General features: G+C 72.7%; 18 protein-coding genes. 7 read left to right on the plus strand and 11 right to left on the minus strand.

Annotated elements, in window-relative coordinates:
- Positions 1-2 precede the first annotated feature (2 nt).
- Positions 3-1,331, plus strand: coding sequence for an MFS transporter (locus LUU90_RS22360; RefSeq protein ID WP_275006167.1), 1,329 nt, complete (start codon positions 3-5; stop codon positions 1,329-1,331).
- A gap of 148 nt (positions 1,332-1,479) precedes the next feature.
- Here the strand turns inward: LUU90_RS22360 and LUU90_RS22365 are convergent, their stop codons facing one another.
- Positions 1,480-2,529, minus strand: a complete 1,050-nt coding sequence (locus LUU90_RS22365) for an SMP-30/gluconolactonase/LRE family protein (RefSeq protein ID WP_275006168.1) — start codon at positions 2,527-2,529, stop codon at positions 1,480-1,482.
- The gene (locus LUU90_RS22370) at positions 2,526-4,331 is read right to left on the minus strand and encodes a flavin-containing monooxygenase (RefSeq protein ID WP_275006169.1); all 1,806 of its coding nucleotides are present in this window, start codon (positions 4,329-4,331) and stop codon (positions 2,526-2,528) included. The genes LUU90_RS22365 and LUU90_RS22370 overlap by 4 nt, the downstream gene beginning before the upstream one ends.
- 97 nt (positions 4,332-4,428) lie before the next feature.
- On the opposite strand from LUU90_RS22370, the gene LUU90_RS22375 reads away from it, so the two are divergent.
- Positions 4,429-4,899 carry a MarR family winged helix-turn-helix transcriptional regulator gene (locus LUU90_RS22375; RefSeq protein WP_275006170.1) on the plus strand — a complete coding sequence of 157 codons (471 nt, stop codon included), beginning with the start codon at positions 4,429-4,431 and terminating at the stop codon, positions 4,897-4,899.
- 68 nt (positions 4,900-4,967) lie between these two features.
- Here LUU90_RS22375 and LUU90_RS22380 read toward each other — a convergent pair whose 3' ends face one another.
- The 3 genes from LUU90_RS22380 to sigJ form a co-directional block, all read right to left on the minus strand.
- On the minus strand, positions 4,968-6,656 hold the full coding sequence (locus LUU90_RS22380; RefSeq protein ID WP_275006171.1) for an FAD-dependent oxidoreductase: 1,689 nt from the start codon (positions 6,654-6,656) through the stop codon (positions 4,968-4,970).
- Positions 6,657-6,740: 84 nt separating this feature from the next.
- Entirely contained in the window at positions 6,741-7,952 is a 1,212-nt protein-coding gene (locus tag LUU90_RS22385) for an NAD(P)/FAD-dependent oxidoreductase (protein WP_275006172.1), read from the minus strand.
- Positions 7,953-8,072: 120 nt separating this feature from the next.
- Complete coding sequence (sigJ, locus tag LUU90_RS22390; RefSeq protein WP_275006173.1) at positions 8,073-9,026, minus strand: RNA polymerase sigma factor SigJ; 954 nt, start codon at positions 9,024-9,026, stop codon at positions 8,073-8,075.
- 164 nt (positions 9,027-9,190) lie between these two features.
- On the opposite strand from sigJ, the gene LUU90_RS22395 reads away from it, so the two are divergent.
- From LUU90_RS22395 to LUU90_RS22405, 3 genes are read left to right on the plus strand one after another with little or no spacing between them, the layout of a single operon-like run.
- Positions 9,191-9,784: a molybdopterin-dependent oxidoreductase gene (locus tag LUU90_RS22395; RefSeq protein WP_275006174.1), complete on the plus strand. Its 594-nt coding sequence runs from the start codon at positions 9,191-9,193 to the stop codon at positions 9,782-9,784.
- Positions 9,781-10,542 carry an FAD-binding oxidoreductase gene (locus LUU90_RS22400; RefSeq protein WP_275006175.1) on the plus strand — a complete coding sequence of 254 codons (762 nt, stop codon included), beginning with the start codon at positions 9,781-9,783 and terminating at the stop codon, positions 10,540-10,542. Before LUU90_RS22395 ends, LUU90_RS22400 begins: the two co-directional genes overlap by 4 nt.
- On the plus strand, positions 10,543-10,800 hold the full coding sequence (locus tag LUU90_RS22405) for a DUF6510 family protein (RefSeq protein ID WP_274993430.1): 258 nt from the start codon (positions 10,543-10,545) through the stop codon (positions 10,798-10,800).
- A gap of 89 nt (positions 10,801-10,889) precedes the next feature.
- Here the strand turns inward: LUU90_RS22405 and LUU90_RS22410 are convergent, their stop codons facing one another.
- Positions 10,890-11,738 carry a phosphatidylinositol-specific phospholipase C/glycerophosphodiester phosphodiesterase family protein gene (locus LUU90_RS22410; RefSeq protein ID WP_275006176.1) on the minus strand — a complete coding sequence of 283 codons (849 nt, stop codon included), beginning with the start codon at positions 11,736-11,738 and terminating at the stop codon, positions 10,890-10,892.
- Between the two features lie 124 nt (positions 11,739-11,862).
- Entirely contained in the window at positions 11,863-14,214 is a 2,352-nt protein-coding gene (locus LUU90_RS22415) for a beta-L-arabinofuranosidase domain-containing protein (RefSeq protein ID WP_275006177.1), read from the minus strand.
- Between the two features lie 249 nt (positions 14,215-14,463).
- On the opposite strand from LUU90_RS22415, the gene LUU90_RS22420 reads away from it, so the two are divergent.
- On the plus strand, positions 14,464-17,181 hold the full coding sequence (locus LUU90_RS22420) for a helix-turn-helix transcriptional regulator (RefSeq protein ID WP_275006178.1): 2,718 nt from the start codon (positions 14,464-14,466) through the stop codon (positions 17,179-17,181).
- Here the strand turns inward: LUU90_RS22420 and LUU90_RS22425 are convergent.
- A complete protein-coding gene (locus LUU90_RS22425; RefSeq protein WP_275006179.1) occupies positions 17,165-19,873 on the minus strand; it encodes an RNA polymerase sigma factor in 2,709 nt (902 codons plus the stop codon). The genes LUU90_RS22420 and LUU90_RS22425 overlap by 17 nt on opposite strands.
- A gap of 258 nt (positions 19,874-20,131) precedes the next feature.
- Between LUU90_RS22425 and LUU90_RS22430 the strand changes: the two genes are divergently transcribed.
- Positions 20,132-20,809, plus strand: coding sequence for a hypothetical protein (locus tag LUU90_RS22430; protein ID WP_275006180.1), 678 nt, complete (start codon positions 20,132-20,134; stop codon positions 20,807-20,809).
- Positions 20,810-20,822: 13 nt separating this feature from the next.
- On the opposite strand, the gene LUU90_RS22435 is transcribed toward LUU90_RS22430, so the two are convergent.
- From LUU90_RS22435 to LUU90_RS22445, 3 genes are all read right to left on the minus strand, one after another.
- Positions 20,823-21,527, minus strand: a complete 705-nt coding sequence (locus LUU90_RS22435) for an RNA polymerase sigma factor (protein ID WP_275006181.1) — start codon at positions 21,525-21,527, stop codon at positions 20,823-20,825.
- Between the two features lie 318 nt (positions 21,528-21,845).
- Positions 21,846-23,027 (minus strand): non-hydrolyzing UDP-N-acetylglucosamine 2-epimerase, encoded by a 1,182-nt coding sequence (gene wecB, locus LUU90_RS22440; protein ID WP_275006182.1) that lies wholly within the window; start codon positions 23,025-23,027, stop codon positions 21,846-21,848.
- Positions 23,028-23,175: 148 nt separating this feature from the next.
- Entirely contained in the window at positions 23,176-23,814 is a 639-nt protein-coding gene (locus tag LUU90_RS22445; protein WP_275006183.1) for a hypothetical protein, read from the minus strand.
- Positions 23,815-23,881 lie beyond the last annotated feature (67 nt).

Here is a 23,881-nt window from a genome sequence, read left to right on the forward strand (position 1 = left end):
CCATGTCCACCACGACACCCGCGCAACGGCGCTCACCGCTCGGGTCGAAGGACCGCGTCAAGACGGCCGTCGCGGCCGCCGTCGGAACCAGCGTCGAGAACTACGACTTCGTCGCGTTCGGCACCGCCTCGGCCCTCTACTTCGGTGCCGTCTTCTTTCCTGAGAGCGACCCCCTGGTCGGCACCCTGCTCGCGTTCGCGACGCTCGCGGTCGGTTTCGTGATGCGTCCGCTCGGCGGAGCCGTGGGTGGCTATCTGGCCGACCGGTTCGGCCGCAAGCCGGTGCTGGTCGGAGCGATGCTCGTCATGGGTGGCGCGACCGTCCTCATCGGCGTGCTGCCGACGTACGCCCAGATCGGTGCCACCGCGCCGGTCCTGCTGGTCATCATCCGGATGATCCAGGGGCTCGCGTTCGGTGCGGAGTGGGGCGGCGCCATCACCATGGCGTACGAGCACGCCCCGTGGCACCGCCGCGGCATGTTCGCGGCCATCCCGCAGTCGGGCAACCCGCTCGGGATCGCGCTCGCCAGCGGCATGTTCGCGCTCAGTGCCAACCTCGAGGGTGACTGGAAGTGGCGGACGCCGTTCCTGCTGAGCGCCGTGCTCGTCATCGTGGCGCTCGTCGTGCGCTCCCGCCTGTCGGAGTCCCCCGAGTTCCAGGAGGCCGTCGCGACCGGCAAGACCGAGAAGAACCCGTTCCTGGCGACCCTTCGGCACGACTGGCGGGGCATTCTTCGGGTCATCGCCCTGCGCGTCGTCGAGTCCTTCGCCTACTACTCGACCGCCACCTACCTGCTCAACTACATCTCCGAGCGCGACCCGGAGCTGCGGTCCACGGCGCTGGGCGCGATCACGGCCGCGAGCATCACGGCCATCGTGGTCACCTTCCTCGCCGGCTCGCTCACGGACCGGGTCGGCCGGCGCCCGATCTACATCGCCGGCTGTCTCGCGGCGATCCTGTTCGCGTTCCCCATGTACCTGATGGCCAACACCGGCAACCCCGTTCTGATCGTCGTCGTGTTCGTCATCGGCATCGGCGTGATCCACGCGGCCCTGACCGGCACGCAGGGCTCGCTCCTGACCGAGCAGTTCCGCACCGCCACCCGGACCTCCGGTGCCTCCCTGGGCTACCAGCTCGCCGCCGCCCTCGGCGGGTTCGCGCCGCTGATCGCCGCCGCGCTGGTCGGCGCCTACGGCTGGCCCGGCGCTTCGGTCCTGTACCTCGGTGCAGCCGTCGTGGGTCTGATCGGGATCCTGGTCACCCGGGAGACCTGGCCCCGTGCGGAGCGTGAGCGGGTCAACGCGCTCGTCGAGGCCGAACGCCGTCGCTGACCGCCCGGCGGAGAGCGTCCGCCGAAGCAGAGCTGGAGCTAGCCTCCGTGGGTCGAGCTTGTCGGGACCTGGTCACGGGTCCCGACAAGCTCGACCCACGTGGGGCCGCCGCGGTTCGCCTCCGCCGCTCTGCCGGCCGGCTGTGCGGTCAGCCGCCGTTCGACTGGCGGATGCCGTCCGCGAGCGCCTCGAACTCGTACACGAACCCGCCCGCGGGACCGCTGACCGTCACGTAGGCGTCGGTGGTGCCGGGCCGGATCGCGATGTTGGTCGCCGAGGTCAGTCCCTTGGCTTTCCGCGGCAGGGAGACCGTCGTGAGCAGGTCGCCGGTCGGGCTGTAGACGAACACCTCGGCCTGCCCGTGGACCCCCTGATAGACGTTCCCGGCGGCGTCGACGGCAGTCGAGTCGACCTGGCTTCGGCCCCCGCTGAACCAGATGGCGGGGTAGGCGGTGGTCACCTCGGTCCGGTCCGCGTCGAGCCCGAGGTGGTCGACCCGGTTGCCGGTGTTGTGGCTCACCCACAGGCCGTCGAAGTCCGGGGTGAACGAGATGCCGTTCGGCGCGGGCAGGTCCCGCGCGAGGACCGTCGCCTCGGCCGTCTCGCCGTCGATCCGCACCACTCGGCCCTGCGCCTCCCAGGAGGGGTCCGCATAGCCGGTCGTGTCCGTGACGAAGAGGTTCCCGGCCTCGTCGAAGGCCACGTCGTCCGGCCGCATCGGCTGACCGTCGACGTCACCGCTGAAGAACGCCCGGGGGTCGTCGCCGTCGGCGGTGATGCTGTCGATGCCGCCGCTCGCGAAGTCGGTGAGGTACAGCCGGCCGTCGTGCGGGCTGAACTGGGCGGACGTGTACGCGCTGTCCTCGTCCGTGTAGATCGGGGACACGTCGCGTGTGTCGATGTCCACGCGCAGCACCTTGGGCTCGCCGGCCGGGGCGGTCACGTCGACCACGAACAGGCCGCCGTCCGGCCCGAAGGTCGGGCCCTCGAGCAGGGTCATCCCCGTCGCCTCGTGCACGGAGGTCACCTGGACCAGCCTGGTCGCCGTCCGCTCGGGAGCCGGTTCCGGCTGCCGCCCGCCGGCTCCCGGGTCCGCCGGCCCGGGGGCGGCGCACCCGGCCAGCAGACCGACGGCCGCGAGCGCGGACAGCGTCCGGAAGGCCACGGGCCGCGCAGCCGCCGCCTGCACCGCGATCACTCGCCCGCCACCAGGACGTCGCTGATGCCGTTCGCGCGCCACTCGCGCAACAGGCGGTGGAACGCGACGGGCCCGGGGCCGTAGGAGAAGCTGCCGCCGACCCCCGCGCCTTCCCGGTTGTAGTAGCCGGGAGTGCACTCCGCCTGGAAAGCGCTGTGGTCGTGGCCGGTGTCCCGGATGGTCTGCGCCCAGTCGGCCTGCGCGCTCTCGGTCGGCTCGACGTAGCGGGCGCCGGCCGCGCGGCCCTCCGCGATGACCGCGGCGATGTGCTCGGCCTGCTCCTGCAGGATGTGCACGAAGTTCACCGAGTTGGCGTTCTGCACCGCCCCGAGGTGGAAGAGGTTCGGGAAGCCGTGGCTGTAGAACCCGTGCAGCGTCCGCGGCCCGCGGGCCCAGGCCTCCAGGAGCATCTGCCCGCCCCTGCCGCGCACCGGCATGGTCCCGGACATGACGCCGGAGACGCCCACCTCGAACCCGGTGGCGAAGATGACGCAGTCGACCTCGTACTCGACTTCGCCGACCACCACCCCGGTCTCGGTCATCCGGGTGATCCCGCCGAAGTCGGCGGTGTCCACCAGCGTCACGTTCGGGCGGTTGAACGTCGGCAGGTAGACGTCGCTGAAGGTGGGCCGCTTGCACATGTAGCGGTACCAGGGCTTGAGCAGTTCGGCGGTCACCGGGTCGGTGACCACCTCGTCGACCCGGGCGCGGATCTCGTTCATCTTCGCGAGGTCGACGAGCTCGTCGATCCGCTCGCGCTCCTCGTCGGACACGCTCGTGTCGACGGCGCCGCTGATGACCTTGCGCTGCAGCTGCGCGGTCGACGTCCAGCCGTCCTGCGTCAGGTCCTCCCCGACAGGCTCCCCCGAGACCACCGCCAGGAAGTTGTCCATGCGCTCGCGCTGCCAGCCGGGCCGGAGCGAGGCGGCCCAGTCCGGGTCGGTGGGCCGGTTGTCCCGGACGTCCACCGACGACGGCGTGCGCTGGAAGACGAAGAGGTGCTCGGCGTCGCGCGCCACGAACGGGATCACCTGGACGCCGGTGGCACCCGTGCCGACGACGGCGACCTTCTTGTCGGCGAGCCCGGTGAGGCCGCCGAACTGGTCGCCGCCGGTGTAGCCGTAGTCCCACCGGCTGGTGTGGAAGGTGTGGCCACGGAACGTCTCGATGCCGGGGATACCGGGCAGCTTGGGCTCCGAGAGGGTGCCGGACGAGGTGATCACGAAGCGGGCCCGCATGCGGTCCCCGCGGTCGGTCCGCACCACCCACTCCGCCGTCGTCTCCTCCCAGTCCAGAGCGGTCACGCGGGTGTGGAAGACGGCGTCGCGGTACAGGTCGAACTTCCGGGCGATGGCGACGGCGTGCTGCCGGATCTCCTCGCCGGGCGCATAGCGCCACTCCGGCACGGAGCCGACCTCCTCCAGGAGCGGCAGGTACACGTAGGACTGGATGTCGCAGTGGATGCCGGGGTACCTGTTCCAGTACCAGGTCCCGCCGAAGTCCCCCGCCTCGTCCATCATCCGCACGTTCTCGACACCGGCCTGGCGCAGCCGGGCACCCGTGATCAGGCCGCCGAACCCGCCGCCGACCACCAGCACCTCCACCGAGTCGGTCAGCGGTTCGCGCTCGACACGCGGGGTGTAGGGGTCCTTGGCGTAGTAGCCGAACGAGCCGGCCGCGCGGCGGTACTGGGTGGCGCCGTCCGAGCGGATGCGGCGGTCACGCTCGGCCGCGTACCTCGCTCGCATCGCGTCGACGTCCAGCTCCTCGAGGGTCGCGTGCTCAGAGGGTGAAGTTGTCATGCCCTGCACCATAAACTTAACCCGATCCTAAGTAAATAGGTAAGGACGAGCCTAACAAACCAGGCCCGGACACCTCCGCAGGAGCTACGGTGGGCACGTGACAGAGACCGGTGACGCCGAGCGCGTGCGCCTGGCTGAGCAGATCCGGAACCTCAGCATCGCGTTCGAGACCGGAGCCCTGCCGACGCTGCTCAACCCGCTGCTGTCGGTCGAGCTCACCATCCAGCAGCTCAAGGTGCTGACCATGCTGGTGACCACCGACGAGGGCATGACGAGCAGCGGGCTCGCCGAGGCGTTCGGCGTCTCCATGGCCTCGATGTCCGGGCTGCTCGACCGGCTCGTGGCGCAGGACATGGTCGAACGCACGAGCGACCCGCACGACGCACGCGTCCGCCGGATCCACGCCACCGAGCACGGCCGGTCCGCGATGCGCCGCCTCGTCGCCGCGCGTCCGGAGTTCGGGAACGACGTCCTGCTGCGCATCCCGCTGGACGACCTGCGGGCGCTGGCCCGGGGCATGGCGGCGGTAGGCGAGGAGCTGAGCCGCCTCCACCAGACCGGTCGTTGAGTGCTGGATATTTGTTGAGTTTCGGGCTGCAGATCAACAAATATCCAGCACTCAACGGGTCCGGTGGGTCAGGCGGTGAACTCTCGGGCGCGCAGCCGCACCAGGTGGGCGTGGACCAGCGGGAGGACCGACGCGCCCTCACCGCTCGCCGAGGCGACCCGCTTCATCGAACCCGCGCGCACGTCGCCGACGGCGAAGACGCCGGGCACCGTCGTCTCGAGGCTCGCCGGCGGCTGGCCGTCGACCCAGAGCTCCCGCGGCACGTCCCGGCCGGTGAGCACGAACCCCCGCTCGTCGAGCGCCACGCCGTCGGGCAGCCACGAGCAGTCGGGCTCGGCACCGAGCAGGCAGAACAGGCCGTCGGCCAGCGTCTTGCCGCGCTCCCCGGTGTCGAGGTCCTCGAGCCACAGCCACTGCAGCCGGCCCTCCCCGCCGCCGTCGGCCACCACCGTCCGGGTACGCACCTGGATGTTGGGCGTCGCCTCGATCTCACGCACCAGGTAGTCGGACATCGTCTCGGCGAGACTCGCCCGCCGGACGAGGATCGTCACGGCGCCCGCGAACTTGGCGAGGTGGACGGCCGCCTGGCCCGCCGAGTTGCCGCCCCCGACGACGTACACGTCGCGGTCCTGCATCTCCCTGGCCATCGACGTCGCGGCGCCGTAGTAGACACCTGCGCCCACGAGGTCGTCGACCCCTGGCACGTCCAGGCGCCGGTAGGTCACCCCGGCGGCGATGACCACCGTGCGGGCGCACAGCTGCGCGCCCGCCACGTGCACGTGCTGGTGCTCCGGCTCGTTCGGCGGTCCCGGGGTCACCTCGACCGCGGCGCGGCCAGTGAAGAAGCGCGCGCCGAACCGGCCGGCCTGGATGCGGGACCGCTGCGCGAGCCGCATGCCCGAGATGCCGCGCGGGAACCCGAGGTAGTTGCGGATCATCGAGCTGGACCCGGCCTGGCCGCCGATCGCGTCCCGTTCGAGCACCACGGTAGCCAGCCCTTCGGACGCCGCGTAGACGGCCGCCGCCAGCCCCGCCGGGCCGGCGCCGACGATGGCGACGTCGGCGATCACGCCCTCGGGGATCGTGTCGAACCCGCCGTACATCGCCTCGGTCACCGCGGCCGCCGTCGCGCCGGACAGCACGCGGCCGGAGAACGTCCGGACGATCGGCAGCTCCGCACCAGGCCCGGCTGCCTCGACGATCTCGCCCGCGGAGTCGTCTGCCGGCGCGAGGTTGCGGTGCGGGTGGCCCAGGCGTTCCAGCAGGTCCCGGATCGCCGCCGCGCCCCGGTCCCCCGGTTCCGCCACGACGTCGGTCACCGTGACCAGCGGTCGCGCCACCGACCAGCCCCACTCCGAGAGCAGCTCGGCGATCGCGGTGTGGAACTCCTCGTCGCGCGGGCCGCGCGGCAGGAGGAAGAACGTGTCCATGTCGCGCCGCAGGGCCGCGGCCCGCAGGTCGTCGATCGCGTCGGCGAACACCTCGAACGGGACGAGCGCGATGCGCCGCGCCGTCGCCACGATGGCCGGCACATGGTGCAGGAACTCGATGGCCGTGCCCTCGTCCAGGCGGTACTCGGCGCAGACCATCGCGATCTGCGCGCCGTCGCGCACGAGCTCGCGCGCCCGCTCGAGGCCCGCCTCCACGCCCGCCGCGGTCTCCAAGCGGTAGTCGCGGTCGTACCGAGCGCGGAACTCCTCCTCGACCACGTCGGCGTGCTCGCCGCCGACCAGGAGGATGACTGGCCTGTCGTCCATGGCGCCAAGAGTAGACGCGGCACCCCCTTGGCCGTGCGCGTGACCGTTGCGCCTGGGACGGGCACCCAGGCGCAACGGTCGCGCTCAGACCGCAGCGGTGACGGGTGCGGTCGCGGTCACCCGCCGGCGTCGTACCGGGTACGGCAGCGGGTGGGCCACCATGAACGCGGCGCCCTTGCAGACCAGCTCCTTGTAGCCGGCGGCGAGACGGCCGCCCGGGGCGGCGGGCCTGGCCCGGTCGTCGGCGGTGACCAGCTGGATGACGGCGTCCTGCCGGCCCAGGCTGATGCACTGGTGCACGTAGCCGAGGGGCGTGTTCGGGAGCCTTCCGCCGGTCAGGCGGGCGGCGATGGAGTCGGCGGCCTGCCAGGCCATGGGGATGCCCGAGGCGCACGACATCCGCAGCGGTGTGCCCAGCGGCCCGTCGGCCAGCGCGGCGTCGCCCACGGCGTAGACGTCCGGGTGGGAGACCGACCGCATGGTGCCGTCGACGACGATCTGGCCGCGCGCCGAGACCTGGAGGGTCGTGGCGGCAGCGATCGGGTGCACGGCGAAGCCGGCCGCCCACACGGTGACGTCGGCCGGGATCGTGGTGCCGCCGGCCAGCACCTCCGTGGCGCCCACACGTTCGACGTCGGCGTGCTCGTGCACGGTGATCCCGAGGCGGTCGCACACCGCCCGCAGGTGCCGCTGCCCCGTGGCCGAAAGCCAGTCGCCCAGACCGCCCCGGACGGCGAGCGCGACCTCCAGGTCGCCGCGGGCCTCGGCGATCTCGGTCGCCGCCTCGATGCCGGTCAGGCCGCCGCCGACCACCACCACCCGGCCGCCCGGGGCCAGCTCGGCCAGGCGGTCGCGCAGCCGGAGCGCACCCGGCCGGCCCGCGACGTCGTAGGTGTGCTCGCCGGCTCCGGGCACGCCGTGCCCGGCCAGCGAGCTGCCCAGGGCGTAGACGAGGGTGTCGTAGGCCAGCTCGTCGGTGTCGTCGGCGCGGGCGGCGCCCTCGGCCTGGCCCGCGCCGCCGGCCGCCGCGAGGGAGACGGTCCTGCGCTCGACGTCCACGGCGGTCACCCGCGCGACACGCAGGGTGGCGCCCGTCCCGGCGAGGATGTCGCGCAGCGGACGCCGGCGGAGCTCCTGCCCGGCGGCCACCTGGTGCATCCGGACCCGCTCGACGAAGTCCGGTTCGGCGTTGACCACCGTGACGTCCACGTCGTCGGCGTGCAGGCGCCGGGCGAGCCGGCCGGCGACGGAGGCTCCGGCGTACCCGGCCCCGAGAACAACGATGCGGTGCTTCATGGGATCACTCAGCTCCTGTGGTGGACGGACTGTGCCTCCTGAACCAGATGGCCGCCCGATCCCTGACGTCCCCCGCGTGTGACGCCCGTCACCCGCTACGGACCGAGGTCACCAGCCCGCTCACCAGCCCTTGATGATCGGCTCCCCGTGGTCCGACGCCGCCCACTGCCGGGCGGCGCGGCCGAGCTTGTCCGGGTTGACCTGGCTGAGCACGGCGGCGATGCCGTCGGTGGTCGCCTCGAGAGTCATGACGCCGACCAGCGCGCCGTCGACCACCGCGACGATCGCGGGCAGGCCGTTGGCCGTCCACGCGTAGAGGTCGGGGCTCCCTCCGAGCGCGGCCCGCTTGGGCTCGGTCGGCCGGAACAGCCCGCGCAGGAACTTCGCGAGGGTCTCGGCCCCGAAGAACGGCTTGGCACGCGCCGGGACCCTGCCGCCGCCGTCGCCCATGCCCATCGCGTCGGAGGTCAGCAGCCGGACGAGCGGCTCGGTCCGGCCGCTCGTGGCGGCCGCGAGGAACTCCGCCACGACCTGCCGGGCCGCTGCCTGGTCGACGTCGGCGCGGGTCCGCTCGGTCGCCAGGTGCTGCCTGGCACGGTGCAGGATCTGCTGGCTGCCGGCCTCGGTGATGTCGAGCATCTCGGCGATCTCCGCATGCGAGTAGGCGAACGCCTCCCGCAGCACGTAGACAGCCCGCTCGTTCGGGGTGAGGCGCTCCATCAGCACCAGCATCGCCGTCGAGACGGACTCGCGCTGTTCCGCGGTGTCCGCCGGGCCGAGCATCGGGTCGCCGCCCAGCACCGGCTCCGGCAGCCACTGGCCCACGTACACCTCGCGGCGGGCGCGCGCCGACCCCAGCTGGGTGAGGCAGAGGTTCGTCAGCACCCGGGTCAGCCACGCCTCCGGCACCTTGATCTGCTCACGGTCGGCGGCCTCCCAGCGGAGGAAGGCCTCCTGGACGGCGTCCTCGGCCTCCGCGGCGGAGCCCAGCAGGCGGTACGCGATGGCCTCGAGGCGCGGCCGGAATCCCTCGAAGAGGTCCAGCTCGTCCTGCCGCAGCAGATCGTCGGTCATGGGGCCGAGCCTATGACGACGCCCTCCGCCGACGGGACCGGCGAAAAGTTCGCCCGCGTGACCGTCCGGTTCGGCACGCACCCGTGCGGCATCCGGTCCTACGCTGTTCCCACAGTCAACCGGGGCCGCTCCACAAGGGCCCGGTCGCCCGGATCGGAGCCGACATGTCCTTCGCCACCCGCGGTTTCTCCGGTCGCAGGAGGGAGGCGGACACGCGCCTCCCGCCCGGCCAGACGCTCGTCCAGGACTGGCCGGTGCTGAGCGCCGGGCCCACCCCGCAGGTCGACACCGCGGACTGGGAGCTCACCCTCCAGGACGAGACCGGGGCCGACCACCGGTGGAGCTGGGACGAGCTCCTCGCGCTCGGGGTCGAGGACATCACCGTGGACATCCACTGCGTCACCCACTGGACCCGGCTCGACATGGCCTGGCGCGGGGTAAGTCTCGACAAGCTCTTCGAGGACGTCGAGTCCGAGCACGAGTTCGTCATGGCGCACTCCTACGGCGGCTACACGTCGAACCTGCCCCTGGAAGACCTGCTCGACGGCAAGGCGTGGATCGCCACCGAGGCGGACGGCGCACCCCTGACCCCCGAGCACGGCGGTCCGGCCCGGCTGCTCGTGCCCCACCTGTACTTCTGGAAGAGCGCCAAGTGGATCCGGGGCCTGACGATGATGCCGGACAACGATGCCGGCTTCTGGGAGCAGTACGGCTACCACCTCTACGGCGACCCGTGGAAAGAGGAGCGCTACTGGTGAGCGCCCCATCCCTGGCCTCCGTCGGCCGGTCCCGGCCCCGTCCCGCGTGGCACGTCGCGACGGTCGCCGAGACCCGGCGCGAGACGCCCACCGCCGCCCGGCTCACCCTCGAGGTGCCCACGTGGCCCGGGAGCGAGGCCGGGTCCCACGTCGACGTGCGCCTCACCGCTCCGGACGGCTACCAGGCCAGCCGCTCGTACTCGATCGCGTCCTCGACACCGGAGGGGCAGGTGATCCTCGCGGTCGACGAGCAGCCGGACGGTGAGGTGTCGCCGTTCCTGGTCCACGAGGTGCGGCCGGGCGACCAGCTCGAGCTGCACGGCCCGCTGGGCGCGTTCTTCGTCTGGCGGCCCGGGGAGAGCGACCTCCCGGTCCAGCTCGTGGCGGGCGGCTCCGGCGTCGTCCCCCTCTACGCCATGGCCGCGGCGCACGGCGCCGCCGCCGACGCCGCGCCGTTCCGGCTGCTGTACTCGACCCGCACGTCGGCGGACGTGTTCTTCGCGGACGAGCTCGCCGCGCTCACCGGGCCGGCTTTCTCGCTGGACCTCGTCTACACGCGGGAGGCGCCCGACGGCTGGCCGGACGCCGTCGGACGGCTCACCCGCGAGACGCTCGCCGCCCGCACCCTTCCCGCGGCGCGGCAGCCGCGCATCTACGTCTGCGGCTCGACGGGATTCGTCGAGACGGTCGCGCGCTGGCTGCAGGATCTCGGCCACCCCGCGGCGGCAATCCACACCGAACGCTTCGGAGGCCTTTAGATGACCGATCACCTGGACGGCAATGTCCTCGCCGGCGCACTCTCCGAGGTGTTCACCACCGACGTGACGGCGGCCCGCGCACGGTGCGGCGGCTGCGGGCGGATGTCCGCGATCGCCGAGGCCATGGTCTACACCAGCGCCCCAGGGCTCGTCGCCCGCTGCGCCGGATGCGACCAGGTGCTCGCGACGATCGTCGACGCGGGCGACCGGCTCATCCTCAGCCTCGCGGGCCTGAGCGCGATAGAGCTCCGCCGCTGACCACCGCCCGACCCGTTGAGTGCTGGCTATTTGTGGTTTCTCAGGCCGATTCGGCGCAGATTGCCAGCACTCAACGGGAGGGGCTGGGGTCAGCGGGCCGTGAGGAAGGTGTCCAGGCCTGCCAGGTCGTCGGTGTTGATGTGGTCCACGCCGGCATCGGCGAGCTCGGTCCACATCGCGTCGCGCGCGGCACCCGGCTGGTCGGGCGTGGCCCAGAACCGGACGCGGTAGCCCGCGGCGTGAGCCTGGTCCACGAAGGCGTGCAGGCGCTCCCGCTCGGCGGCGGGCATCTCGCCCACACCCTGCCACGTGAAGAGCCTGGTCCAGTTGTCGCTGACCAGGGGCATCAGGTTCGCCGGGAGACCGGAGCCCAGGTCGCCGGACCGGCCGTCGTAGAACGCGTAGCGCACCGGCTGCGCCTTCATGGTCTCCAGCGGCCGGTTGCCGCTGATGACGGCGGTCACGGGGCCGGTCCGCACCCGGCCGTGCGCGGAACGCGTCATGATCCGGCCGTGCTCGGCGAGCTCATCGTGGATCGCGGCGTAGGTGGGCTCGCCGTCGGACTTGATGTCGATGAGCAGCTGGAGGCTGCCGTCCCAGCCGGGGTAGACGCTCCGGCCGCGGCCCCGCACCAGGTCCTCAAGCGGGTCGAGGTAGAGGCTCTCCAGCGTCCGTGCGGGGTCCACGTCAACGAGGTCGTGCGCGACGAGCAGCTCGCCGTCGACGAGCCAGACGTCCGCCTCGACGCTCGTGAAGCCGTGGGAGAGCGCGTCGTGGAGCGGGCGCTCGTGCTCGTAGTCGTTGTGGGCGTGCGCGGCGTCGTGCGGCTCGCCCAGCTCGACGCCACCCCCGGGCGGGGTGGCCGACGCCGGCGCCGCGAGCCCTCCGAGCAGGGTCGCGGCCGCCAGGGCCGCTCCGACGATGGTTCTTCCGCGCACGTTCGTCTCCTTCTGCCCGACTGACTGGTCAGCCCATGCAAGCGCCGGGTGCTGACGGACAGGTGAACTCCGGACGACGTGGGGCGGTCGGCGAGCGGAACCCCGGATCAGTCCTCCCGCTGGATCACGTCGGCTGCAGGACCACCTCGACGCGCAGCAGGTCGCCGCTGTCCGCACCGTCCACCGCCTCCACGCGGAACACCGCCTCGCCCGGGACGCCCGCCTCGCGCACGGTCTCCGTGAGGTCGTACTCGTGCTCGGCGGGGCCCGCGCCGTCGGCCGGTGCCGTCAGGATCCGGGCCGGACCGGCCTCGAGGCCGTTGAGCAGGACCCGGCGTCGACTGCCGACCCGGTCGACGAAGCGAGTCCGCACCAGTGCCGCGCCGTCCGGGTAGCGGAGCCGGTACTCGAACCACCCGGTCGTGCTGCGCCAGTGGATCCCGCCGGACCCGCCCGCCCGGGTCCGCTCCCCCGTGAACCCGTGGTCCACCTCGGGCTGCTGCTCGCCGGCCGCGACGTGGTCGAAGACCGCCGAGAGGTCGGCGTCGTCGAGTGCCCCGAGGGCGGCCAGGGCCCCGGACGGGTCGGCGTCGGCCGCGAAGTAGATGCTGTAGCGCTCGTCGTGGATGCCCGCGAAAGGTTCGAGCAGCACGGTGGCGGGAACGAGCGCGCCGGACCGTTCCCGCAGCACCTCGAGCTCGAAGGTCAGGGTGCGCTCGTCGACGGTGGACACGGCCGACTCCGGCGGCTCGGCGGCCACGATGGCGCTGCGCCGCATCGGCACCTTCCGGCCGTGGGCCACGTGGGCCATGCGTCCCGGCCCCGCGACGAGACCCGCGAGGTCGTCACCACCGTCGCGCGACGCGAGCACGACGGGGCCATAGCGGAACGCCACCCAGCCGGACCCGTCCGGCAGCCCCTCCGCGACGAGCCGGGGCGCGAGCCGGACGGTCACGGCCGTCACGCCGCTCCAGGTCCGGGCGACCTCGGCGTAGCCGTCGACGACGGCGGCGGCGACCGGCTCGTCGTCGACGCTCAGGCCCACGAGCTCAGCCCAGGACGGGACGCGGAGGCGAAGCGTGCGCGTCGTGGGCGTGGCGGAGGTGACGACGACACGCGCCTCGTCCCGGAACGGCAGCTCAGTCGACAGCTCGACCCGCAGCCCCTCCTCCGCCCAGTCGAGCTCCGACGGCACGTAGAGCTCGACCCGGAGGTCGGGGCCGTCGTGGGTGTAGACGAGCTCGTTGTACCGCGTGTGGCCTTCGAGACCCGAGCCCACGCAGCACCACATGGAGAGGTGCGGTCTGGAGTACACCCGGTAGTGCGCGGGCCGCATGGGCGTGAAGTACACGAAGCCCCCGCGGCGCGGGTGGACGGACGAGACCAAGTGGTTGAAGAGCGCACGTTCGGCGAGCTCGATCGCGGCGCTGTCATGCCCACGATCGAGCCGGAGACGCGCGAGCTCGACCATGTTGTGGGTGTTGCAGGTCTCCGGTCCCTCGCGGTCCGTCATGACCTCGACGAAGTCCGACGACGGATGGAAGTGCTCGCGCACGCTGTTCCCGCCGATCGCCAGCGTCCGGCGCTCGACCACCGAGGACCAGAAGGCGTCGGCCGCGGCCGCGAACCGCGCGGCGTCCGGGACACCGTCCGGCGCCAGGTCGGCCAGGTCGGCCGGGTCGGCCAGGCCGGCCAGGCGCTGGTAGCCGAGCACCTTGGGGATCTGCGTGTTGGCGTGCAGCCCGTCCAACGGATCGCCCCCGTCGGCCAGCGGGTCCAGCAGCCGGCGGTGGGCCAGCCGTCGCCCCTCGGCGACGAGGTCCTGGCGGCCGGTGAGCCGGCCCAGCTCCACGAACGCCTCGTTTAGCCCGCCGAACTCCGCGGTGAGGAGCTGCTCGACCTGCTCGTCGGTCAGCGCCCCGGTGACCGCCAGCCACCAGTCGGCCCAGCGTGTCGCCATGGTCAGGGCGCGCGCGGAGCACCCGTGGGTCGCCGCGTCGATGAGCCCGGCGAGCGTCTTGTGCAGGTTGTAGACCGGCACCCACCGGCCGTTGAGGGAGAACAGGTCGGCGTCGATGCGCCCGGTGGCAAGCTCCTCGCCGAGGGCCTGCCCGTCCGGGACCCCGCCGACGTAGCCGGTGCCGACCGCGTCCTGGCACCGTTCCAGCACGTCGAGCAGGTGCTCCATGCGGTCGCGCAGCACGTCCTGGCCGGTCACTGCCCACAGCTTCGCGTGCGCGGACAGGACGTGGCCGCCGATGTGGCCGTCGAGCCCTCCGCCCTCCCAGTCGCCGTACGGCTCGGCCGGTCCGTCGATCCCCGCCGAGGCGAGGTACGGGGCGAGGAGCCGGTCGAGGTCGATGTCGAGCACCGCCTCCAACGCCCGCTGCTGGGCGACGGCGAACGGTCCGGGAGCGAGCCGGACGGTCCCCAGCGGGAACGTGCGGCCGGCGGTCATGGGCTGTGGGTCGGTCACGGAGGGTCGGCTCCTTGCAAGGTCTCACAGCGCGTCGCCGGGCTGTGCACGGGCGGCGTGACTCTACGGGAAACGGTCACGGACCGGTCGCCCGTGCAGACCTGGTGACACCCCGGTCGAGCACCTAGCGACTGTGACCCAGATCACTCGACACGTCGGTGGTGGTACGCCGTCCTACACGAGTGTGATCGAAGCAGTCGCCCGGACGGGCACGTTCGCTGCCCTGACTTGTCCACCCCAAGGAGCCCGGTGAACGGTCGGCCGCATCGGCCGGCGCTGCACGGTGCGTCGCCGGAATCTCTCCTGCGCGCGGAGGAGAGTCTGCCCGCGCCACCGAGGGATGCGCTCCGCAGGCCGTACGTCGAGCAGGCGCTCGACCGCGCGCTGCGTAGCGGCCCTGTCGGCATGGTGCTGCTCAGGGGCCCGCGCGGAGCCGGGCGGCGCACCGCGGTCACGCTGTGGTCCCGCGAGCTGGTCCGCAACGGAAGAGTGGTGATCTGGGTCGACGTCCCTGAGCCGGACGCCCAGGACGGCGACCTGCTCGCGCAGGCCGTCTCCGCTCGCCTCGCGTCCGTGACCGGCACCGAGCCGTCGGCGCCGGGAGCCACCGGACGCCCGACCGCCGAGGCCCTGGCAGCCGCGCTCGACGCCCACGGCGTGGTGCTCGTCGTCGACCGGATCGGACCCGCGTCGGGCGCCGCGCTGGCCTGTCTCGACCGCCTGTCACGCCTCTTGAGCCATGCCCGCATCGTCGCGTTGACCGCTATGCCGCTGCCCGGGCCCGTCCCAGGATTCGACGGCTGGGCGCACGACAGGGAGGCTGGGAGCGTACCGTCGTCCACTCCCCCAGCGGTGCGGGAGCCGACCGGCCCTGTGGAGCTGACGCTGCGCGACCTGGCTGTCCGTGCCGACGAGGCGCGGGCAGCTAGCGCCGCTCGCGGTGTGCCGCTCAGTGGTTCGCAGGCCCATCTGCTGGTCACAGCCGCGGCCGGGTGGGCACCGGTGGTCTATCCGGCGCTGGACGACATCCGCCGCGCGAGCTCTGCGGGTAGCCCGGTCACCGACGACGTCGTCTCCACGATCGCCGCCGCACACCGGGCCAGGTTCCTGCGCGCCACACTGCCCGAGGAGGCGATCAGCGTCCTGGTCGAGGTGTCTCTGGCGCCGCGGTTCAGCCGGTCCGACCTGGAGTCCACGGGCCTGCTCACCGCCCTCCCTGGCGCGCGTACATTCATCGATCGCCTCGTGGCCACCGGTCTGGTCCTCGACGACCCCGCGGTGCCCGACGACGTGCTCGCGATGGAGCCGAGCGCCCGCCGCGCCCTGCTCGACTTCGCGCGCGGCCGCGACCGTGACGAGCTGCGGCTCCGGGCGACCAGGGCGGCACGGAGGAGGGAACGGGCGGGCGACGCGCGCGGTGCGCTCCTGGCCGCGCTCGAGTCCGGCGACGCCGCGCTGGTACGCGATCTGTTGCAGAGCATGTGGACGAGCATCCTGGACGGCCAGGAACCCACGCTGCACGAGGCCGTGTGGAGTGCCGCCACCTCGGTACCGACCGCGCACGTTCCGGCCGAGCTCCGGGTGCTCCTCGCCGTGACGCGGCGCTCCCCCGGTCGGCCCGGTGCGCAGGAGCCCACGACCGAACGCTTGCAGGGCTCGGGTCAGCCGAACGGGCCCGAGGGCGCTCTCCCGACGTTCGCCCGGATCGCGCGCCTCCGGCGCACCGGACGCACCGAGGACGCCCTGCGGCTGGCGCGCGCACTGTTGAACGGGACCGGCGGGGGTTCCGTCGTCGGACGGGTCCTCGTCGGCCTGCAGGCCGCCGTCACCGCGACCGAGGCCGGTCTGCTCCACGAGGCCCTGCGATACGCGGAAGCCGCGCACCACGGTGCGCTCGGTTCCGGGGCGCTGCCGCTGGCCACCGCAGCGGCCGAGGTGGCGGCACTGGTTCACGCCCTCGACTCCAACGTCCATGCGGCCGCCGACTGGTCCGCCGAGGCCGACGTGCTGCCCGAGCCGCCCAGCTGGTGGCGACGCGCCGTCGGCTATCCGTCCGCGCTGGCCTCGGCGCTCACGCACATCGAGCGGTTCGACGACGAGCTGTCGGACCATCTGGCCGGCGCTGTGCGGGACGCCGCGGGGACCGACCTCTGGTTCGCCGGGCTGCACGTCGAGGCTATGCTCGCCGTCCTACGTCAGCAGGAGGAGCTCGCCGTTGGTCACCTGCGGGACGCGCTCTCCCGCCGTGGGCGGACACCGGCGTACACCGAACCGTCGAACGACCACCTCTGGATCCCACCACTGCTCACGCTCGACCTGGGCCGGCTCTACCTGATGCTGGGCAGCGGCACCAACGCCATGATCGTCGCGGACGCGCCGACCTCGCGAGCATCCGCCGCCGCACTGCTCGACGGCCTGCTCCACCTTGCACAAAGGCAGCCGCACGACGCCCTCCTGGCCGTGGGCGCCGTAGGACACGAGGGGGCGACGGCGGGCGCACGCCTCACAGCACACCTCGTCGCTGCCGAGGCGCTGTCCGCGCTCGACGGCCCGGACGCCGGCGTGCGCCGCGAGCTGGCCCACGCGGCCGCGTTGGCACAGCAGGTCGGCGGCGCCCTGCCGTACTGGTGGGCCTCGTCCGACGTGCTTCGCCTCCTGGCTCGCGACGCCCCACCGCGGGTGTGCGAGCAGATCTCCCAGGTGCTGCACCGTCGCGCGGAGCCGGTCCCGGCCGAGTTCGTGATCGTGCCTGACCGTCAGCTCATCGTCCTGCACCGGCTGGCCGACGGCATGACCTCGACGGAGGTGGCCAAGGCGTCGTTCGTCTCGCACAACACGGTCAAGACGCAGATCCGCGAGGTCTACCGCCGGCTCGGGGTGCACGACCGCACGGCGGCACTCCGGCGGGCCCGCGAGCTGGGTCTGCTGGACCCGATGGTCCGCGCCCGGCTCAGCCTCCGGTCGTGACCGTGACAACGCCGACGGTGAACGCGTCGCCGTTCGTCTCGACGGCGGTGAGCTCAGCGCGGGTCGTGGTCAGAGCGACGGGTACGAACGACTTGACGTCGACGCCGAGCGCGTTGGCATAGCCCGAGCCCCATGCCGTCGAGTCGAACGCGTTGTCGCCCGAGCCCTGGCCTGCAGGACCGCTGCCGTTCCAGCGCAGCGGCACCAGCGGCGTGCCGTCGAACAGAAGCTGGTCCCCCGGGGCACTCCGGTCCCCGTCCCACACGACGGCTCCGACCCGCGCTGTCGTTCCGGGTCGGCCGGCCACCGAGAAGGTGCCGGGGCCTGCGGCGGACGAGACCGGCAGCAGCCCGTCGTACACGATCGCCAGCCCGGAACCGTCCGGCACGGACCCCGCCGGTCGGTGCACCACGACGAGCGCCCAGCCCGCGTAACCGCCCTTCGCCTCGGTGGCGCACACGTCAGCCACGCCCCAGGTGCCTGCCCCACCGGTACGGACCAGTTCGGTCACGTCGGTGCTCGCCTGGTATGCCTGGTCTCCGGATCGGTCGACCGTGAAATCCCCGACGGTGGCCGGCACGCCGCCCGGAGGCGCGACCCGGACCGGCGCTATCTCGCCCACGCAGCCCCCGGCCCAGTAGAGCCGGGCGGCGACGACCTCGGAACCGGTGGGGAGATCCAGCACCGCCGTGGACGACCGGGTCCCCGTTCCCAGGGCGTCGACGGACACCATGTTCCACGCGTTGTTGTTCTGCATGGATCCGGTGGCGGTGCCGTCGGCGACCGCCGCGCAGCCCGCCGCAGCAGGATCACAGTGCAGCACGGGCGCGCCCACCTGGCTCACCTGGACGGCGCCGGTCGCGACGTAGCGTGCGGCGAGGGAGCCCGCGCGCACCGGCACGGGCCGGCTCTCACTTGCGGGCACTATGCCGTCCCCGTGCACGTCCAGGCGCAGTTCGACGTCACCTTCCGCGACGTCGGCGGAGACCAGCACGGGCACCAGCAGGGTCGACGCGCCACCCGCCGCGATCGAGTCGACGCCGCAGCGCACGAGGCCCGGCGCACCCACGGTGGCGCAGGACCAGGCGGAGACGGCACGTGCCTCGCCCGCCGAGTCGAGCTCGACGCCGGCCGGCAACGAGACGTCGACGGTCACGGCGCCCGTCGGGGCTGGGTTCGGGTTGGTCACGGTGGCGCCGAGCACCCCGGTGCGGCCGGGCACGAGGTCACCGAAGTCGTCGTGCGCCACCCCGACCACGACGGGGTCCGGCGGCGGGGTGGGCGTCGGGGCGGACGGCGGAGACGTCGGGCGCGGGCCGGACGGTGTGCTCGGGTCGGAGCTCGGCAACGGATCCGGCAGCGGGTTCGGCGCCGGCGGGCCGGGCCGCGAACCAGGCCTGTTGCTCTCCCCCGGTGCGGGGGTCAGATCGACCGCCTCCGGCCCGCCGCGGGCAGGCGTGTCCCAGCGCGCGGGCCGCTCGTCCACGTAGCGCGTCCCGCCCTCCGGCGTGTCGCCCTGGTCCCCTGGCCACGGGCCCGGCGACGGTACTCCGCCGCCGGGCACCAGGTCCGGGTCCGGGTCCACGGGATCGTCCCGGTCGGTCAGTTCACCGCCGCCACCAGGTCCGGGCTCAGGCGCGAACCCGCCGCCGTCCGGCGCCTCGTCCGCGACGGGTCCAGGCACCTGCCCGGGGTCCCGGCCCGCCACGCCCGACGCCGTGAGGGTGCACAGCATGAGGACGCACAGCGCCACCGACCCCGCCGCGAGGAGAGCCGTCCGGACACCGATTCGCGGGCGCGCCCACCACCAGCGCCTGCCGAGTGCTCGGGCACTCGCCATTCCTGCCCTCGTCATCGACGCCTCGCCCCGGGAGCGCTCGGCATCGGGCCGGTCGAGCTCGCCTGCTGCCGCGAGCGGCAGACCGAGCGGAAGCAGCAGGCCACGCATCCGGCGCTTGAGGTCGCGCATCTGCTCCACGGCCGTCGTGCAGTACACGCACGCCAGCACGTGCGTATCGATTCGATGGTGCACCGGGACGGCCAACGTCCCGTCGACGTACCGGGCCAGGTGCGGCGCGTAGTCCTCGCACCCCGGAGCCACCCGGTCCTGATGGGCCTGCAGGTACTCCCGCCGGAGGCGCTCGCGCGCCCTGCGGGCGAGCGAGGACACGGCGTTGGGCGACACGCCCAGGAGCGGGCCGACCTGGGCCGGGGGAAGATCGTGGACGTCGACGTACCAGAGCACACGCCGCCAGCGCGCGGGGAGCTCGGCGAACGCCCGGCGGACGCGGCGGTCGTCGTCGGCCCGGACCAGCCCGTCACCGTCATGGTGCGGACGGTCGATCACCTCGGTCTCGGCGGGCACCGCCTTCTGCTGCGTCCGCAGGAACCCGATCGCGGTGTTGCGCACGGTCGTCAGCAGGTAGGAGCGGACGTTGCTCGACGGACCACCGCCACGGCGGACCGCCGTCAGCAGCGAGGTGAACGCCTCGGCGACGACGTCGTCGACGGCAGATCCCCTGCCGACGACGTGTCGGGCGACCCCTGCGGCAGCCCGGTAGTGCCGCGCGTAGAGCTCGGCGAACGCCCGGTCGCGCCCGGCGCGGAACTCGGCGAGCAGTGCTTCGTCGGAATCCGGCGTCGGAGCATCCGCCCGCTGCCGCACCGGCGTGGAGCTGGTCGTGTCGACCATCCGGCAGCGCCCCCCTGGCACACCTCGATGGAGTTGTCCTGATTGCGTAAAATACTACCGACGGATGGGCACTACCGCGCACGTCACCAGGGTGATCCGGGGGGTGATCGCGCGCCAGAACCTCGGTTCCGGTTGCGCCGTCACCACCTGGTTGTGTCACCGTCTAGCCCGGCGATGAACATGGCACCGGCAGGAGACGATGGACTTGGCACGCTGTGCGCGCGATGGCGCAGGCACACGGTCGCCGAGGGCTGGCGCATGCCCGAGGACTGGTCCACACCCGCCCTGGTCCCGCTCGCATACGCGGTGATGAACGGACTCGCGGCGGAGGTGCCCGCCCAGGCTCTCGGCACGGCCCGGGCGCTGGCCGACGTCGGGGTCACGGAGGGCCTGCGCGACGTCGAGGTGCTCTACGACCTGTGCCTGACGAGCATGCCCTCGTCCGTCACCCTGGCGTTCGCCGCCGGCTGGGAGACCACGGACACAGGGCCGGACCCCCACGTCGCCGCCCGAGGGATGAGTGGGCTCCCGCAGCACGCCGAGTTCCTCGCGCGCGCCGCGGACGTCTTTGCCGGCATCGAGAGCACCCGGGAGGGCGGCTCGCTCGTCCTGGTGACCATCGACGGCCGGGTCGGCAGGATCGGCGGCGCCGCGCGACTCGTCCGGTGGAAGCGCGACGTGCTGCTCGGCGAGGTGGTCCGTCTGTCGTTCGGCGAGGACTATCCGACGGGTTACCGCGACGGGGTCGCCGTGGTTCTCGGCCGGTCGGAGCCGGCGGGCCGCGTCCTGGCGTCCGTCGCTCGAGCCCGGGCCACGTTGACCAGCCTGGCCCGGAAGAACCCGAGCATCCTGCGGTCACCGGTCCGGATCACCGTGCAACCGCTGCCCGATGACCTCGCGGCGCTCCGCGGCCTGATCACCGAGGACGTCGCGTAGTCGACCAGGCGCACTAGCCCCGGCCCGTGCCATCACCGTCGTCTTCCCGCGCGTGCGCCGCGCGCCCGCTCTCCGAGCCGTGCTCGTGCACCCCGCGCGCGACGAACCGCCGGATCGACTCGCGGGCGCGCACGAGCAGGGCCGCCACCGCGTTCTTGGAGATGCCGAGGTCTGCAGCCACCATCGCGATCGGGACGCCCTCGAACACGGTCATCTGCATGGCGTACCGCTGGCGCGGCGGACAGGCCGCCAGCCCGGCGAGCACGTCCCCGAGCTCCATCGCCGAGAGCGCCGCCGCCGCCGGGTCGTCCGACGCCGGCAGATCGCGCGCCTCGTCGATCTCTGTCATCGCCGGCTGGCGCCGACGCGACCGGTCCGTGGCGATGTTGCGCACCGTGCGCGCCACGTACGTCTTTCCGTGCTCCCGCGGGCCGCGCCCCTCGCGCAGCAGCGACAGGATGCGGACGAACGCCTCGGCCGCGAGGTCGTCGGCGTCCGAGGGGTTGCGCGTGTAGCGCCGGGCCAACTTGAGCGCGTACGGGTAGTGCCGCCGCCACACGAGGTCTATCGCACGCATGTCCCCCGCCCGAGCCCGCCCGAACAGCTCGATGTCGCCGAGCTCGTCCGGCTCGCCGCCCATCTCCCCCGACGCACCGAAACTCCCCTGCCCCATCTGGCCGATCGCACGCTGCCAGGCCGCCGTCGTCGTCATCGGCATCCAGATCCCCTCCTCGCAATGACGGTCCGACCGTTCGGCCGGGCCGTCCGCGCACGTACGTACGCGATGGGGAAGACGCCGTGGAGTGGCGAGCGTGTCGCGGGCCACAGAGGTGATCGGGAGGGTGATCTGCCTGGTCAGAGAGGGTAAATCGCATGCGAATGCATAATCATGACCTTTCTCCGCGCACAGCGGTGGCCCCGCACGACAGGATGCGGGGCCACCGCGCGGCACCTGAGGTCCTGCTGGAAGCTCGGTTCATGCCCGAGAACCCCAGCTTCCGGGCATGAACCGAGCAACCAGCAGGACCCCTGCGGGTCAGTTGGCGAGCGCGGGCGCGGACCACCCGGTGACGTCGTCCTCGGCCCGTCGGCTGGCGAGCAGGTTCTCGATGACGTCGACGACGCGGCTCGCGGCGTGCCCGTCACCGAACGGGCCGGGCGCCTTCGCCATCCGGCGGTGCAGCGTCTCGTCGGTGAGCAGCGCGGTGAGCGTGTCGACGATGCGCCGCGTGTGGGTGCCGACGAGTACGCCCCCGCCGGTGTCGAGGAGCTCGGGGTGTTCGGTGGTGTCACGGGTGATCACGACGGGCACGTCGAACGCCGGTGCCTCCTCCTGGATCCCGCCCGAGTCCGTGACCACGAGGGTCGCCTTGGACAGGATCTGGGTGAACTCCGCGTACGGCAGGGCGTCGGTCAGGAGGATGTTGGGGGTGTCTAAGGTGGTCGGCACTATCGCCTCACGCACCAGCGGGTTGCCGTGCAGCGGCACGACGACGAGCACGTCGGGAAACCGGTCGGCGACCTCGACCAGGGCGCGCGCGACCCGCTCGATCCCATCATCCCAGGACTCGCGGCGGTGCGCGGTGACCAGGACCAGACGTCGGCCCTCCTGGATCGCTGTCTCGATCACGGGGTCGCTGACCCGGGCAGGCCGGGAGGCGGCGTGCATCAGGGCATCGATCACGATGTTGCCGGTGACGGTGATCTGGCGCTCCGGCACGTGCTCGTGGCGCAGGTTGCGTGCGGCCAGGTCCGTGGGGGCACAGTGCCGGGCGGCGATGGTGGTGATGAACCGACGGTTCCCCTCCTCCGGGAACGGCGAGTGGACGTCCCCGGTGCGCAGCCCGGCCCCGACGTGCACCACGGGGATCTGGCGGTGATAGGCGGTCAGGGCACCCGCGAAGGCCGTGGTGGTGTCCCCCTGCACCACCACGGCGACGACAGGGTGCGCGTCGAGGTACTCGCTGAAGCCCCGGACGGCGCCGATCAGCACGTCGTCGAGAGAGTACCCGCGCCGCAGCAGGCCGAGGTCATGGTCAGGGACGATGTCGAAGAGCAGGTTGACCTGGTCGAGCATGGAACGGTGCTGTCCGGAGGTCACGACGCGCGGCACGTGCCGGTCCCGGCGCCTGAGCTCGTTGACGACCGGGGCGAGCTTCACGGCCTCCGGCCGCGTTCCGTAGAGCACGGCTATCTCACGGCGAGCTGTCTGGGGCATGCTGCTTCTCTCTGCTCGGGCGGACGACTCGCAAGCACGAGCCGACGGGACCGACGCAGCCGGGCGGGGCTGATGACGCTCTTGCGTGTGATTTCTTTTTTGTCCCTCGCACTCTTGTGACCGGGGTCGATATCCAGGCCAGCCCGGCTCACACGTCCCCCGTGGGCCGGGCCCCGGCCAGCAGCGTGCCCGGCGTGAAGAGCAGGGAGCAGAGGCAGAGGGTGGCGATCATGAGGGCCGGGCCGCCGACCGTGTGCATCATCCAGCCGAACCCGGTCTCCCCCCAGCGTGCCGTCGCCTCGACGACGAGGATGGTCCGCGCTGTGCTGACCACCGCGAGCGTCGTGATCGTGACCAGACTCGCGACCAGCAGGCCCGACACGGGCGCACGGCGCCAGAACAGGAGCATCAGGGCGGTCACCACGAGCATCCCGCCGATGAACCACGAGGCCGAACCGAGGCCGGTGACGGAGTGGCTCGGCCACACGGGCACCGTTCCCGCCGTCGCCTGGTAGTAGAAGACGGGGTCCGCGAGGGGCACGATCGCCGGACGAGAGAACAGACCCTCGAGCAGCCGGGCGTCGAGCACGGCCTCGCCGTGCCGGAAGAGGTCTCCCGCAGCGAGGACCGCACCCCCCAGCCCCGCCACCGGCACGGCGGCCGCCACACGGGGCACGGTGGCGGTGAGGAGGGTCCTGGGCTCGACGATCGTCACCTCGACGTACGGTGCGCTCGACGCTTGCTCACCGGTGGTGGCCCACGGGCTGTCGAGACGGGTGCTGTCCATGACGGGCTCCTCTCGGTTCGGGCCGCACGGCTCGGCGGCCTCTGGTGAGACAGACGCAGCGGCGCCG

This window comes from Promicromonospora iranensis (assembly GCF_028994775.1).
Classification (GTDB): domain Bacteria; phylum Actinomycetota; class Actinomycetes; order Actinomycetales; family Cellulomonadaceae; genus Promicromonospora; species Promicromonospora iranensis_A.

Coding starts and splice junctions, on each gene's coding strand:
- LUU90_RS22360 (WP_275006167.1), top strand. CDS start 3: ATGTCCACCACGACACCCGCGCAACGGCGCTCACCGCTCGGGTCGAAG.
- LUU90_RS22370 (WP_275006169.1), bottom strand. CDS start 4,331: ATGACAACTTCACCCTCTGAGCACGCGACCCTCGAGGAGCTGGACGTC.
- LUU90_RS22380 (WP_275006171.1), bottom strand. CDS start 6,656: ATGGACGACAGGCCAGTCATCCTCCTGGTCGGCGGCGAGCACGCCGAC.
- LUU90_RS22385 (WP_275006172.1), bottom strand. CDS start 7,952: ATGAAGCACCGCATCGTTGTTCTCGGGGCCGGGTACGCCGGAGCCTCC.
- sigJ (WP_275006173.1), bottom strand. CDS start 9,026: ATGACCGACGATCTGCTGCGGCAGGACGAGCTGGACCTCTTCGAGGGA.
- LUU90_RS22395 (WP_275006174.1), top strand. CDS start 9,191: ATGTCCTTCGCCACCCGCGGTTTCTCCGGTCGCAGGAGGGAGGCGGAC.
- LUU90_RS22405 (WP_274993430.1), top strand. CDS start 10,543: ATGACCGATCACCTGGACGGCAATGTCCTCGCCGGCGCACTCTCCGAG.
- LUU90_RS22425 (WP_275006179.1), bottom strand. CDS start 19,873: ATGGTCGACACGACCAGCTCCACGCCGGTGCGGCAGCGGGCGGATGCT.
- LUU90_RS22430 (WP_275006180.1), top strand. CDS start 20,132: ATGCCCGAGGACTGGTCCACACCCGCCCTGGTCCCGCTCGCATACGCG.
- LUU90_RS22435 (WP_275006181.1), bottom strand. CDS start 21,527: ATGCCGATGACGACGACGGCGGCCTGGCAGCGTGCGATCGGCCAGATG.
- wecB (WP_275006182.1), bottom strand. CDS start 23,027: ATGCCCCAGACAGCTCGCCGTGAGATAGCCGTGCTCTACGGAACGCGG.
- LUU90_RS22445 (WP_275006183.1), bottom strand. CDS start 23,814: ATGGACAGCACCCGTCTCGACAGCCCGTGGGCCACCACCGGTGAGCAA.